15 protein-coding genes are annotated in these 14,462 nt (G+C 38.7%); 4 read left to right on the top strand and 11 right to left on the bottom strand.

Translation table 11 applies throughout. From position 1 onward, the window contains the following. Positions 1-11 precede the first annotated feature (11 nt). From J2X07_RS07835 to J2X07_RS07855, 5 genes are all read right to left on the bottom strand, one after another. Positions 12-239 carry a YqzK family protein gene (locus J2X07_RS07835; RefSeq protein ID WP_310257909.1) on the bottom strand — a complete coding sequence of 76 codons (228 nt, stop codon included), beginning with the start codon at positions 237-239 and terminating at the stop codon, positions 12-14. Between the two features lie 217 nt (positions 240-456). Continuing rightward, positions 457-930, bottom strand: a complete 474-nt coding sequence (locus tag J2X07_RS07840) for a Fur family transcriptional regulator (RefSeq protein WP_310257910.1) — start codon at positions 928-930, stop codon at positions 457-459. 118 nt (positions 931-1,048) lie between these two features. Then, a complete protein-coding gene (spoIIM, locus tag J2X07_RS07845; RefSeq protein ID WP_310257911.1) occupies positions 1,049-1,687 on the bottom strand; it encodes a stage II sporulation protein M in 639 nt (212 codons plus the stop codon). 65 nt (positions 1,688-1,752) lie between these two features. Then, a complete protein-coding gene (locus J2X07_RS07850; RefSeq protein ID WP_310257912.1) occupies positions 1,753-2,961 on the bottom strand; it encodes an endonuclease Q family protein in 1,209 nt (402 codons plus the stop codon). Further along, a complete protein-coding gene (locus J2X07_RS07855; protein ID WP_310257914.1) occupies positions 2,945-3,493 on the bottom strand; it encodes an NUDIX hydrolase in 549 nt (182 codons plus the stop codon). Before J2X07_RS07855 ends, J2X07_RS07850 begins: the two co-directional genes overlap by 17 nt. Before the next feature lie 97 nt (positions 3,494-3,590). Here J2X07_RS07855 and mciZ point away from each other — a divergent pair, with 97 nt between their 5' ends. Both mciZ and J2X07_RS07865 read left to right on the top strand, forming a co-directional pair. Continuing rightward, positions 3,591-3,725, top strand: a complete 135-nt coding sequence (gene mciZ / locus J2X07_RS07860) for a Z-ring formation inhibitor MciZ (protein WP_310258193.1) — start codon at positions 3,591-3,593, stop codon at positions 3,723-3,725. Positions 3,726-3,828: 103 nt separating this feature from the next. Next, a complete protein-coding gene (locus J2X07_RS07865) occupies positions 3,829-4,743 on the top strand; it encodes an aldo/keto reductase (RefSeq protein ID WP_310257915.1) in 915 nt (304 codons plus the stop codon). A 35-nt stretch (positions 4,744-4,778) separates the two neighbouring features. On the opposite strand, the gene J2X07_RS07870 is transcribed toward J2X07_RS07865, so the two are convergent. The 4 genes from J2X07_RS07870 to J2X07_RS07885 form a co-directional block, all read right to left on the bottom strand. After that, positions 4,779-5,951 (bottom strand): thiolase family protein, encoded by a 1,173-nt coding sequence (locus tag J2X07_RS07870; protein ID WP_310257916.1) that lies wholly within the window; start codon positions 5,949-5,951, stop codon positions 4,779-4,781. A 15-nt stretch (positions 5,952-5,966) separates the two neighbouring features. Continuing rightward, on the bottom strand, positions 5,967-6,620 hold the full coding sequence (locus J2X07_RS07875) for a CoA transferase subunit B (protein ID WP_310257917.1): 654 nt from the start codon (positions 6,618-6,620) through the stop codon (positions 5,967-5,969). 15 nt (positions 6,621-6,635) lie between these two features. After that, positions 6,636-7,328, bottom strand: coding sequence for a CoA transferase subunit A (locus tag J2X07_RS07880; RefSeq protein WP_310257918.1), 693 nt, complete (start codon positions 7,326-7,328; stop codon positions 6,636-6,638). 365 nt (positions 7,329-7,693) lie between these two features. After that, positions 7,694-8,893: an acetyl-CoA C-acetyltransferase gene (locus tag J2X07_RS07885; RefSeq protein ID WP_310257919.1), complete on the bottom strand. Its 1,200-nt coding sequence runs from the start codon at positions 8,891-8,893 to the stop codon at positions 7,694-7,696. A gap of 144 nt (positions 8,894-9,037) precedes the next feature. On the opposite strand from J2X07_RS07885, the gene J2X07_RS07890 reads away from it, so the two are divergent. Next, positions 9,038-9,943: a hydroxymethylglutaryl-CoA lyase gene (locus tag J2X07_RS07890; protein ID WP_310257920.1), complete on the top strand. Its 906-nt coding sequence runs from the start codon at positions 9,038-9,040 to the stop codon at positions 9,941-9,943. A 16-nt stretch (positions 9,944-9,959) separates the two neighbouring features. Here the strand turns inward: J2X07_RS07890 and J2X07_RS07895 are convergent, their stop codons facing one another. Next, entirely contained in the window at positions 9,960-10,298 is a 339-nt protein-coding gene (locus tag J2X07_RS07895; protein WP_310257921.1) for an iron-sulfur cluster biosynthesis family protein, read from the bottom strand. A gap of 9 nt (positions 10,299-10,307) precedes the next feature. Further along, the gene (locus J2X07_RS07900; RefSeq protein ID WP_310257922.1) at positions 10,308-10,847 is read right to left on the bottom strand and encodes a PadR family transcriptional regulator; all 540 of its coding nucleotides are present in this window, start codon (positions 10,845-10,847) and stop codon (positions 10,308-10,310) included. Positions 10,848-11,005: 158 nt separating this feature from the next. Between J2X07_RS07900 and J2X07_RS07905 the strand changes: the two genes are divergently transcribed. Next, a complete protein-coding gene (locus J2X07_RS07905) occupies positions 11,006-14,131 on the top strand; it encodes an efflux RND transporter permease subunit (RefSeq protein ID WP_310257923.1) in 3,126 nt (1,041 codons plus the stop codon). The last annotated feature ends 331 nt before the right edge of the window (positions 14,132-14,462 follow it).

Raw genomic sequence — 14,462 nt, forward strand, 5'->3', positions numbered from 1 at the left:
CCTTATTCACCTTATTCACCGGTTTGATAGAAATAAAAAAGCCTTTTCACAAAATTCGAGTCTTGATCTGAATCCAGATTAAAAACTTTTACTGCTTTCCCTTTAGGTTCATCATATCTATGGTAATTTTCATATTCTTGGTTAATCCAAAGTAAACCGAAATAAAAAACTAGTGTACAAAGTGAAAAAGCTAAAAAGACCTTTGCTGTATTCCACACTATTTTTAACCAGGAAATCATTGTGTTCACCCCTGTCCTCATATAGTACAGGTTATGCCCACATACTCCTAGAATATACGTAAAAGTTATGGCTACATCACATACGTTACCTCAATATTTCAGGTTTGTAAATATTTCTTTACAATGAAAAAGAATGACTGTCAAAAAACCTCCGAGCAAAAAACTCCTATATTCCCGTCCAATACTTATTATTTTTTAAAGAGCAAAAAAAGAAGCGCTATTCTCCGCTTCCTTCATTATCGTTATCGTTATTCTTAGGATGACATCTGTGACATATTCCATGGAATGTCAGGCGATGATCTTTAATTTTAAAATTCCAGCCTTCTTCAACGACTTTTTCCACATCACCAAGAAGGTCTTCTTGTATTTCATCCACCGCACCGCACTCGATACAAACAAGATGATGGTGAAAGTGATCTGCACCTTCCGTTCTTAAATCGTAACGGGATACTCCATCACCAAAGTTTATTTTATCTACAACTTTTAATTCTGTTAAAAGTTCCAGGGTGCGATAAACAGTAGCCAGACCAATTTCTGGTGCCTTTTCTTTCACGAGCAAATAAACGTCTTCAGCACTTAAGTGATCTTCTTCATTTTCGAGGAGGACTCTCACGGTCGCCTCACGCTGTGGAGTCAGCTTATAACTTTGTGAATGCAGCTGTTTTTTGATACGGTCAATTCTGCTTTCCATACCCGTTTTCCTCCTTATGTATACACAAGTCAATTATAAGCAAGGAAAAAAAGGATGTCAATTTAAAGTCATTTTAAATAACGAGTTAAACTTATTATTAATAGATAGTGATTATTAATTAATGAATGGACCATTTTATAACCTGTTCCATTAATGCCGGTGTAAAAAAGGCTTCAAGTGAAGAAGCTAAAAACACCATTACCCCTACTCCTGCGACAAGGACTGTATATCGGATCAGCTGTGGAAAAAATGGAACATGATGATGTTTAAAAGCTAATTGACGGATCATTTTAATTGAAAAAGCAATGGCAGCTACTGACACGATAATAAAAGCCGGTATCAATAATACATTTTGAGGAAGTACAGATACAAAAGATAATAAAAATCCATACCATCCCATTTGATTAACTAAAAATCCTACAGTAAATCCCATTACGACACCTTTAAGAAAAAGCATAATGAGGATGACAGGCAAGCCAATTACAGATAAACCCAATAGCCACATAAGACCCATATATTTCAAATAATGTCCAAAACTTTGAAAGAGCATATCAGATTTACTAGCAAATCCACCTTCAGATGCTTGAATAAAAAAACGGGATAAGTACGTGTATAAATCTTGTTTTTGATTCAGGCTTAAACTGTTTACGATAATCGCTCCAAATATGACTCCCATTAAAAATAACACACAGACAAATGCATACAATGTCCTATTTTCCTGAAGATGACGCTGCATATAATATCGAATATTTTCCATTGTATAATGCCTCCTCCACCTAAAACTCTTAATTCTATTCTATGAATTTAAGTGGAAGGTATGTCCTAATTTTTATTAATAGTTTTGTCTGCAATAATCTTTCCATAAGTTCCGCCGCCACCTATTTGAATAGAAAGTGTTCCTTTTCTTGCCGACGAAATCGCTTCTGCAATTACCGGTTTTACTACTTGTTTCAGGTTTTCCACCTGGACAGAGTGAATGATATCCATATCTGTACCAAAGGTTTCACGCAATTTTTGAAGACTTTTAGGACCAAGACCAGGTATGAATTCTAAAGGAAATTGATGAATATATGGCGGTCTCTTTATTGAGCTGGTGCCTTCGCTGTTTTTTAATTCTTGAATCCTGTCAAATACCCCTTTAATAATTGTTCTGCTTTTGCAATTTTCACATAAGGAAGCCTTATATGAGGTATTTGGAAGTAAACACTTTCCGCAAACGGTATTGTAATATTTTCCTAAATAAGGATTCAGACCGTAGTTTGCGATGACTCCTCGTCCTTCACTTCCTTTAAGAGCCATTTTAAACTCATTAAAACTAGCTTCCTTTAAAGCCAGCATTTGATATTCTCTGCCGATCTTTTCTAGCGAGTGTGCATCAGAATTAGAAAGGAAAGTATAGGGTGAAAGCTCGTGAATGACAGACGCCATTTCTGTATTAGAACTTAAGCCTAGTTCCACCGCGTCTATTAAATCCGGGTCAAACACTTCACTAAGAGAAGTCTTCACTCCTTTTCCATATAAACTTTTAAAAGGCGTAAATATATGTGCAGGTATGAAAAGCCCTCCAAGCTCCTTCACTACATGCTGCAATTCCACTGCGGTTCCATACATGCGCTGCGAACTCAAGTTTATGTTTTTTATTCGGTTCGAAAGCCACTTACTTAACAGTTCCATCTTGATTAAATCAGGCATAAATACCAATACGTGAATGGGTCCGTTGCATCGTTCATCATTTATTTCAATTTCTGATCCGGGTATTAACGTCAAGCCATCAAATGAGAGCCCGCCTTCCTCATGCAAAACGAGTGCGCCATCTCTTACCATTTCGTTTAACTCTTCTAAAACTTCTGGGGAATGACAATCAATAACACCGATTAAATCCATACCTTTTTTATGCTTTGCTTGTGATAAAATACGAGACAATGTTAAAGAACGTGATCCAGTAATCTTTATTGGTTTTCCTGATTTTGAAGCACCAATATGAATGTGCATATCGGCAAAAAAGGGACGGAGATTACTTTCGGTTTGCATGATTTAGCTCCATGTATAAAACACCGTATACAGTTTTTGCATCATGAATTTGTTGGTTTTTCATCATTTCTTTTGCCTCATCTATACTAATTTCTAATACATTTACAAATTCGTCTTCATCTGTCATTTGTTCACCTTTATTAATTAATGAATCCGTAAAATAAAGATGAATAAGCTCATCTGCAAAACCTGGAGAAGTATAGAACGAACCAATCGACTCTATTTTTTTACAGGAGTATCCCGTTTCTTCTAGAAGCTCACGTTTTGCGCACTCTAGCGGATCTTCTCCCTTCTCAAGCTTTCCAGCTGGAATTTCCACGATTGTTTTTTCAAGCGGCTTACGGAATTGTTCCACCATTAATATCTTTCCTTCTTCTGTAACTGCGAGAACAGCAACAGCACCAGGATGCTTTACGATTTCTCTTTTACCGATTTTTTTGTTAGGCAGTTCAACTTCTTCAACATATAAATCAATTATTTTTCCGCTGTATATTTGTTCTTTGCTTACCGTTTTTTCAGTCAAATTTTCCATATGGCACACCCCAATGTTCTATTTATTTCTTTCCTTACATAAAGTCTATCATACTTTGGAAAACTTCTATTAATAGCATGTTAAGGGGGCAAGAATGGTGAAAATATATTTACAGCCAAATGGAATTACCCTCGTCGGGAAAGCCTGGCAAATTAAATATATGCTCAAAAATTATATGAAGCAGCACGAACTTGTTTCAGATTGGATCAATGCAACTGCACCAAAAAAGTAACCTTCCGTCAATCGGGAGGTTTTTATTTTTGTATCATGGTGTGATACGTTATTGATAAGTAAATTTTATTTACCAAGCAAATAACGGGAGGTTGAAATAGGCAATGAACAAAAGAAAAATAGGGAAATCGGATCTCTATGCCAGTGAACTTGGGTTTGGCACCATGTCCCTTTCTCCTGATCTTGGAAAAGAAAATGAAAAAATAATCAAGACTGCACTCGATCATGAGATCAACTATTTTGATACAGCTGATCTTTACGGTTTCGGCTGGAATGAAGAATTAATTGGGAAACTATTAAAAGATGTACGGAATGACATCATTTTAGCTACAAAAGGCGGAAATGAATGGAACAGAGAAGAAGATAATTGGAATTGGAACCCTTCAAAAAAATACATAAAGTATGCTTTGAAAGAAAGTCTTCGCCGCTTGCAAACCGATTATATCGATTTGTATCAGCTGCATGGGGGAACCGTCGATGATCCAATGGATGAAACAATCGAAGCCTTTGAAGAACTCGTACAAGAAGGCCATATCCGTTATTATGGAATCTCTTCTATCCGTCCAAATACGATACAGTATTATGCCGAAAACGCTAATATACAAAGCGTCATGATGCAGTATAGTTTATTAGACCGCCGTCCGGAAGAATTATTTGACTACCTGAAATCTAAAAATATCAGCGTAATTTCAAGAGGGCCAGTTGCAAAAGGCTGGTTGAGCCAAAAAGGATATACAAAAAATCCTGAGGATACTTACTTATCTTTTAAAGGTGCTGAAATTCAAAAAAAGTTAATTGAAATTGAGAATAACATTCGGCCTCATGAAAAATTAACGACCACTTCTCTGCAGTTTGTATTGAGTCATCCTGTGGTGTCTTCTGCGGTAGCTGGCGCAAGTTCAGTTGAGCAGTTACTGGAAAATATTGATGCCCTTAAGCATACTGCCTTACATGAAAATGAACTGCAGCAGCTAGATGCCCTGTTTCTTGCCGAAGTTTATGAGACACACCGCGTATAGTAAAAAGAGTCCTGACCGATGTCAGGACTCTTTTTTTAGTTTATAAGCTTCAATACCATTGCGATTCCTTGTCCGCCACCGATACAAAGGCTTGCCACACCATATTTTTCATTTCTTTTTTTCATTTCATACGCAGTCGTTAAAGCTAATCGCGCGCCGCTTGCTCCAACAGGATGCCCTAACGCAATGGCACCTCCGTTCACATTTGTACGGCTGCGATCAAGTTTCAGTTCTTTTTCAACCGCTATATATTGAGCACTGAATGCTTCATTGATTTCGAACAAACCTATATCCTTTAATGATAGATTTGCTCTTTTCAGTGCCTGATTAATCGCAGGAACCGGTCCAATTCCCATTATGGAAGGATCTACTCCTGTTACTGCCCATGAAACAATTTCAACAAGCGGATTCAAATCTTTTTTCCTCATTGCATTTTCATGCGCAAGGATCAGCGAGACTGCTCCGTCATTTATAGTTGAAGAATTCCCCGCAGTTACCGTGCCATCTTTTTGAAAAGAAGGTCTGAGCTGACTTAGCTTGGAAACTGTTGTTTCTGATTTTATTCCTTCATCTTCAGTAAGCGACCGTTCACCTTTCAATGATACAGCTACAATTTCTTCTGCAAGACGGCCGATTCCCTGTGCTTTTGCCGCTCGTTCATGGCTAAGGCTCGCATATTCATCTTGTTCTTCTCTGGAAATGTGATATTTTTTTGCTAAATTTTCAGCAGTAATTCCCATTCCATAACCTAGATACTCATCACTTAACGTATTAAGAAGCATATCTTCAAAAGAGATTGCACCAAATTTTTGATTTTGAAACCGGTGCGTGAAAGTAGCATGCGGAGATTGAGACATATTTTCAATCCCCCCGCAAAGTGCGATGCCATCTTCCGAATCACGAAGATTTTGGACGGCGGAAACAACTGCCTGCATACCCGAACCACATAACCTGTTCACAAGCATAGCTGGAACTTCTGCAGGAACACCAGATTTTAACGCGGTATGACGGGCTACATAGGCTGCATTTATACTTGAATGAATTACATTGCCAAAAACTACGTCCTGAATATCTTCTGGTAAAATATTAGCTCGTTTCATCGCTTCTGCTGCTGAAGCTACCCCTAACTCTGTTGGCTGAGTATCTTTTAAAGATTTTCCGAAAGTGCCAAATGGTGTTCTTGCACCATCAATTATATAAATACTCATGTCATTACACCCCTTTTAATAGGCGTTTAATTTAACATCATCAGAAACTTCAAGTGTAGCTTCAGTCGAATTTAATACATCATCCACTGTGTAGCCTTCAGCAACTTCCCTTAATACCAGTCCATTTTCAGAAACGTCCATTACAGCACGGTCTGTAATGATTCTTTCTACTACTCCTTTTCCTGTTAATGGCAACTGACATTCTTTTAAGATTTTACTTTCCCCTGCTTTATTTACATGCTCCATGATTACGATAATTTTCTTGGCACCATGAACTAAATCCATCGCACCGCCCATCCCTTTAATCATCTTGCCTGGAATCATCCAGTTTGCCAGGTCTCCGTTCTCAGAAACTTCCATTCCACCTAAGATCGCGATATCAATGTGTCCCCCGCGAATCATGGCAAACGATTCTGAGCTATCAAAATAAGAAGCTCCCTTTATAGCAGTAACCGTTTCTTTACCAGCATTAATCAAATCAGGATCTACCTCATCCTCTGCCGGGTACGGCCCGATACCAAGAAGTCCGTTTTCTGATTGCAGAACAACCTCTTTATTTTCTGTGATAAAATTAGCTACCATCGTCGGCATCCCAATGCCTAAATTCACATAAAATCCGGATTCTATCTCTTTTTCAGCACGTTTAGCAATTCTTTCTCTAATGTTCATGGCGTATTCCTCCCCTTACCCTTGTTTTACCGTTAGACGTTCGATGCGTTTTTCTTGTGCACCAACAATCATTTTTTGAACATACACACCTGGTGTATGGATACAATCTGGATCTAAATCCCCGATTTCCACTAATTCTTCTACTTCAGCAATGGTTACTTTCCCAGCTGCAGCAATCATCGGACTAAAATTCCGGGCCGTTTTGTTATAGATTAAGTTTCCAGCTTTATCACCTTTCGCAGCACGGATTAAACTGAAATCAGCCACGATTCCTTCTTCAAGCAAATATTCTTTCCCATTAAAGGTGCGTGTTTCTTTTCCTTCAGCAATTGGAGTCCCAACTCCTGCAGGTGTATAAAAAGCAGGGATTCCCGCTCCACCCGCTCTAATCCGCTCAGCAAGTGTTCCTTGTGGAATCAGTTCAACTTCAATCTCCCCAGACAATACTTGTCTTTCAAACTCTTTATTCTCACCTACATAGGAACCAACCATTTTCTTAATCTGCTTGTTTTTCAGCAGCAAGCCAAGACCCCAATCATCTACACCACAGTTGTTTGAGATCACAGTAAGATCTTTTGTTCCTTGTTCTACTAAAGCTAGAATTAAGTTTTCGGGTATACCTACTAATCCGAATCCGCCAACTAAAAGCGTGGATCCATCTTTAATTTCTTCTACTGCTTTTAATGCTGAATCAAGTACTGGTTTCATGTTCTACCTCTCCTCTTATGGTGTTTGATAAGTGTCGAATCTCTTCGTCAATCTTGTTCTTGCGGTACTCAAATCTGCTCCTGCGGTTACTCGTCGCAACTCGAAGTCTTCGTGCAAGATGCGCTCGTCGTTCCTCAGAACTTTATTTCCTCGACCTTCTCGCTTCTAAAACACCATCTATTTGTTTGATAAGTGTCGAATCTCTTCGTCAATTTTGTTCTTGCGGTACTCATGTAGGGGTACTACAACCCGTTCCTCATCCACAAGCACCAATCTTTTAGAAAAGACCCTTTCTGAAACACCAATTATTTTTTTGTTTTCTATTTTTGTAAGTATCGAATCTGACTGTCAAATCCGGTTCTCACTTAATTTTCTTCGTTTTCAAAAATAGAGGCTACTCCTTGCCCTCCACCGATACAAAGGGTTGCTAATCCTAGTTTTGAATTTCTTCTTTTCATCTCATGAAGCAATGTCACTACGATCCTTGCACCGCTTGCACCGATTGGGTGTCCAAGTGCGATCGCACCGCCATTAACATTTAATTTATCTTTATCAAACCCAAGATCTTTTCCAACAGCGAGTGATTGGCTCGCAAATGCTTCATTTGCCTCGATTAGATCTAGGTCATCCATTTTCATGCCTGTTTTGCTTAACACTTTCTTCACTGCTTCTACAGGACCAATTCCCATTACTTCCGGCGCAACACCTGCACTTGCATTTGCTTTTACAACAGCTAGCGGCTTCAATCCAAGTTCTTCTGCTTTCTTTCTGCTCATCACAACAAGCGCTGCTGCTCCGTCGTTGATTCCAGATGCGTTCCCAGCAGTAACCATACCGTCCTTCTTGAATGCCGGTCTTAACTTACCTAATTTTTCAGCTGTTGTGCCTGCTTTCGGGTATTCATCTTTATCAATTACGATACTTTCACCTTTGCGCTGAGGTATCTCTACCGGTGTTATTTCATCAGTAAACTTTCCTTGCTCTTGAGCTTCTGCACATTTTCTTTGGCTGTCTGCTGAAAATGCATCTAGTTCTTCTCGATTCAGGGCATGTGTCTCACATAAATTTTCAGCCGTAATTCCCATATGATAATCACCAAACGCACACCATAATCCATCTTGAATCATGGAATCCACCATTGGTGCATTCCCCATTCGGAGTCCATCTCTTGCACCGTTTAATAGATAAGGAGCTTGGCTCATGTTTTCCATCCCGCCGGCAACAACAATTTCTGCCTCTCCCAGCCAGACTGATTGACACGCAAGATGAATGGCTTTTAATCCTGATCCGCATACTTTGTTAATCGTCATACTGGAGACTTCATTTGGCAATCCCGCTTTAATCGCTGCCTGACGAGCAGGATTTTGTCCTAAACCAGCTTGCAATACATTTCCCATAATGACTTCGTCTACTGAATCATGCGGAATACCCGCTTTGTTAAGAGCATCTTTAATAGCGATCGCCCCTAATTCTGTAGCCGAAACCGTTTTAAAGCTTCCCATGAAACTTCCGATCGGTGTTCTGACAGCGCTTACAACGACTGCATCTCTCTCACTTGAAACCATTTGTAAGTCTCCTCCTTAAATTCTATGTATAATTCAGAAAATTCCTTTTTATCATACCATAAGAAGTGAAATTTATTGCAACCCGGACTTTTTTACAGTTAAATAAAAGAATAGGAAACGCTTTCAAGGAGGGGTATTTTTTTAATGGAACTACCTGAAAGAGTCGCACTGATTGAAGTTGGTCCTCGTGACGGACTGCAAAACGAAAAAAATTTTATTCCTGCAAAAAATAAAATTGAATTTATTTCTCTTTTAAAAGATGCTGGCTTTCAAGAAATGGAGCTAACTTCTTTTGTTTCACCGAAATGGGTTCCTCAAATGAAAGATGCTGGTGAAGTAATCGGAAATTGTCTTGACGACTCGCGTAATTTTGTTCTTGCACCAAACAAAAAGGGAATTGAAATGGCTGTTGAATCCGGCGTTAAACACATCGCCGTTTTCGTTGGAGTCAGTAATTCTTTTAACAAAAAGAACATCAACAAGTCGACTGAAGAAAGTATGAATGAACTCCGCCCGCAAATTGAAGAATTGAAAAGAAAAGGCTATTTTGTAAGAGCTTGCATTTCAACCAGCTTTTATTGTCCTTTTGAGGGTAAAGTCGATGAGTATGAGGTTCTCAAAGTTTGTCAGGAATTTGAGGAAATGGGCGTAGACGAACTGAGTGTTGCCGACACGATCGGTATGGCTAACCCTAAAGAATGCTATGAACTTTTTACCTTATTAAAACATCACCTTCGTGCAACTACATTAATTACAGCACATTTTCATGATACGAGAGGAATGGCACTCGCCAATATTTTTGCAAGTATGCAAGCTGGAATCGATCGATTCGATACTTCAGCTGGAGGGCTTGGAGGATGTCCTTTTGCACCAGGTGCATCTGGAAATGTAGCTTCGGAGGATGTCGTATACATGCTGACTCAAATGGGTATCTCAACAGGTATCCACCTTGATAAATTGCTTGAAGCAGCAGCATATATCTCTCCCCTCTTATCTAAACCGGTAGCGAGTAAACAATTTAAATTGCATCAAAATATTGAACAGAAATAAAAAAACACGGACCGTTTTAACGGTCCGTGCTTTTTGCTGTATGGTCATAAAATTTCATGGCTGGATTCAGCATTTCATTAGGGCTCTTCAGTGTAAAATGGTTTCCGGCTGCTGCATCAATTGTCATCTTTTCGTTAAAAAAGACTTCAGTATTGTATTCCAAGTATAGGTCCGGTCCATTCGTTGGAATTTTTGTAGTGTTGGCTTCTATTTCATCGACTAAAACTAAGGCTGCTACTCCGCTTACTACACATCCGCAGCCTTCAGTGTCATGCTTTAATTTCAAGTAACCTGTTTTACCTTGCATCTTTTGCTGCAAGCGATTCAATGCAGCGTCTGTAATCGTAAGTTCCATTCTTGTTGTTCATCCTTTCTTTTCTAACACTTTTATTGCCCAATCACACCATGATAACCAGCTTTCCATATAACGAATCCCAAACTCACTCGTTAAATATTCTCCAAGTTCCTTTTCTTTGTAAGTACCTTCTGGGAAGTTTTCATCCTGCCACTTTTTCGTCATCATGAGTCCCATCTGATGATGTTCCTTGCTTTTTTCCAGAAAAGCGATCGCCTGCTCTGATGGGAGAAAATGAAACATCGACACCCTTAGTAAAAGATCGTCTTTGAGCTTCGGAATATTAACAGGCTTATTCAACATCCATTCCAGCAGCAGTTCAAATCCCTTATCTGTAATTTTATATATTTTTTTATCCGGAAAGTCATTTTGATGAATTGTTTTAGATTGAGTCAGTCCTTCTTCTTCCATTTTCAGGAGCTCTCGATAAATTTGAGTATGATGTGCTGTCCAAAAATGAGTAACCGTTTCTTTAAATTGCTGATTCAGTTCATAACCTGTTGCTTCATTTTTCGCTAATAATCCTAACAGCGCATACCTTAACGCCATTTATTACCCTTCTTTCTCTTAATCCATAGTCTGATTGAATTGTAACATATTTTTCACAAATAAATAATTCAAATAGCTTGCTATAAAACTGGTACTATTATTATATTATAGTTATACATATGTGAAAATACACATATAAATTTGAATAGGAGGCCACCATGAACTGGTTAACAAAATTCAGCTTAAAAAATCCTGTTGCTATTTTCATCTTTTCGTTCCTTTTAGTAGTTGGCGGAGTTTATTCGTTTACAAATTTAAAAGTGGATTTACTGCCTAATGTTGAGTTCCCGCAATTAACGATACAAACCGTTTATCCTGGAGCATCACCTGAAGATGTTAATAATCAAATCACCGACAAACTAGAAAAAGAGTTAAAGCAAGTTGAAGGTGTAAAATCTGTAAAAAGCACTTCTTTAGAAAGTGTTTCGGTAATCAGCCTAGAATTTCCTTTTTCCACAAATATGGATGATGTCGAAGATCAAGTAAATTCAATTATTCAAGATACAAAATTACCTGAGAATACAGAACCTGAAGTTAGCCGTTTTTCTTTTGGAACGATTCCTATTTATAACATTTCCCTTTTCCCAACCAAAAAAGGAGAGGACATACAATCCTTTGTAGACAAAGAACTTGTTCCTGAATTAAAGAAAATTCAGGGTGTGAACAATGTTTCTGTCGGCGGTATTAAAGAATCGTTCGTATCTATCCAAATCGATCGTGAAAAGGCACAGCGAGCTGGCATTTCGTTAAATGCTATAAAAGAAGCGATTAATGGCAAAGATCTTTCTTTTCCTGCAGGAACTGTAACCGATGACACGATTACCGTGCCAGTGCGTGTGGAAGAAGCAGTCGAAACCGTTTCTGAATTAAAAGAAATTACTTTAACAAACAGCAGCCCGTCTACCGAAAGTGCAATACAAGGGTCTTCGACTTCTAAACCTGGCCCGCCTAGCGGATCAGAGGGACCTGCACAAGCTCAAGCGGTTCCAGCTTTAAAGGGAATTAAACTCGGCGATATCGCCACGATAAAAGAATCAGAAGATGTAAATGAAATTACCCGTTTCAATCAAAAGGCTTCCCTATCAATGGCGGTAACAAAAAAACAGGATGCCAATACGGTTGAAGTAGCGGAAAAAGTAATCCAAACACTCAACAAAGATAAATATGACAATAAGTTAAATTACTCGATTGGTTTTGGCCAGGCTGAAGGAATAAAAGATTCCGTAAATACGCTCGTTAAAGAAGGCTTATTCGGTGCATTGTTCGCCTCACTAGCCGTCCTTATTTTTTTACGGAACTTCCGTGCGACGATTATTGCGATCATCTCCATTCCTTTATCTTTACTCGTTTCAGCGATTTTCTTAAACCAGTTAGATATTACGCTGAACATCATGACTCTCGGCGGAATGGCTGTAGCAGTCGGCCGTGTTGTGGATGATAGTATCGTTGTTATTGAAAATATCTTTAGACGAATCAGAAAATCAGACGTTGTTTATAACCGTGATGAATTAATAATTGATTCTACGAAAGAAATTTTAAAAGCGATTGTTTCATCTACAATTACTACCGTTGTTGTATTTTTACCGCTAGGACTTGTCGGCGGGGTGACGGGTGAATTTTTCCTTCCTTTTGCCCTAACCGTTGTTTTTGCGCTGCTCGCTTCTTTGCTAGTGGCTGTCACAATTGTACCTATACTCGCCAAGTATGCATTTAAAAAGGTTAAACCTGAAAATAACGACGGACCACTGCAGCGCGGTTATGAAAAATTGATTAAATCATCTCTTAATCACAAATTCATCGTTTTGTTTACTTCATTCGTTCTGCTCGGAGGCTCCTTCTTCCTTGCATCAAAACTAGGAATGGTTTTCCTGCCGAATGAAGAACAGAAAACATTAACCGCAAATATTGAATTACCAGCAAGTACAAATATTTCAAAAACCAATGAAATCGCACTCGAAGTAGAGGATCTCCTCTCAAACCGCGATACGATAAAAGATGTAACTGCGGGCATAGGCTCACGTGACTTTCAAACTGGTCTTAAAAGACAAAACGTCGCCAATTACTTTATTAACCTCAAAAAAGGTGCAGATGTTGAAACAGAAATAAAAGAACTAGAAGCCGGCATCAAAGAAATTACAGATGCTAAAGCAAAAGGAACGGTCATTAGCCTCCAAGAGCTATCCAGCGGTGGTCCTCCTTCTAACAATGAAGTAAATATTGATCTGTATTCTAACGATTTAGCTGCTCTTGATGATGCAGCCAGCAAGGTTGAGACGTATATGAAAGGTCTCGACTCCATCAAATATGTATCTAATAACTTTAAAGACAAACAAAAACAATGGGCTGTTTCTATCGATACAAAAAAAGCCGGAGAATTAGGAGTATCGGGTTATGCGATACTAGGAGCTGTCTCTGATGCTACTAAGCCTGTTGACGTCGGTGAACTGACACTCGACGGCAAAGAAAAGAACGTCAAGCTTGAATACGATAAATCTGTTCAATCTCTCGATGAAATTAAAAACCTGACTGTTTTTAGCAGTAAAGGTCCGATTAAACTTTCTGAAGTAGCTGATGTTTCCGAAAAAGAAACATTTACAGGAATTCAGAAGCTGGACGGAAAAGTTTACGCTCAAGTTTCTGCACAAGTGAAAGGTGATAATGTTCAAAAAGTAACGAAAGACGTTATTAACGGTGTTAAAAATAAAGTTGATCTGCCTGCTGGCGTTTCCCTTGAAGGAGGCGGCGGAAGTGAAGATACAATGGATACTTTCTACGATCTCGGACTTGCAATGCTCGTTGCGATTGGACTCGTTTATTTAACGATGCTTATAACGTTCGGCCGTGCTCGTATTCCATTTATCATTTTATCTTCTTTACTTTTTGTTCCTGTAGGTGCTATTGGTGGTCTTTACGTAATTGGGGAACCTCTGTCTGTCAGCGCCATGATTGGCGTTTTGATGCTGATTGGTATCGTAACAACGAATGCGATCGTATTAGTTGATCGTATTGGCCAGAACCGCGAAATGAAAGGCATGTCAGTTCGTGAAGCATTACTCGAAGCTGGAAAGACCCGATTGCGGCCGATCTTAATGACGGCATTTGCTACAATCGCTGCTTTGATTCCGCTTGCTCTGACAACATCATCAGGCACACTGATTTCTAAAGGATTGGCAATCGTAGTTATTGGAGGTCTTACTACTTCTACCCTTCTAACATTGATTATTGTCCCGGTTCTTTATGAACTGTTTTTTAGACGCCAGGCAAAACGTGAAAATAGTTTATAATAAATAAAAAGATATATGCGAAATCAGCCAATAAAAAAGAGACTGTGCCATCCTCGGCCAGTCTCTTTTTACTTATTCTTCTTTTTCTAAATTTTTTCCGATTAAACTCCAACAGAAGATTTAAATCCTTTTTCATTTAGGCTGTTTTCAAATTCATTGTTTCTTTTAAATGAGGTTAATCTCCATTCCATGACTCGCCATTCCTCTCCAATTAACTATTAAATGAAGAGTCCTCCAAAGTCTCTCAGAAGCAACAATCTTTTAGAATAGAGCCTGCATTTAAAACAGCCTACTCTTACTTCTATTTTCCTCTTCACCGTTGAACATTAGT

This window comes from Fictibacillus barbaricus (genome assembly GCF_031457135.1).
GTDB classification, from domain to species: Bacteria; Bacillota; Bacilli; order Bacillales; family Fictibacillaceae; genus Fictibacillus; species Fictibacillus barbaricus_A.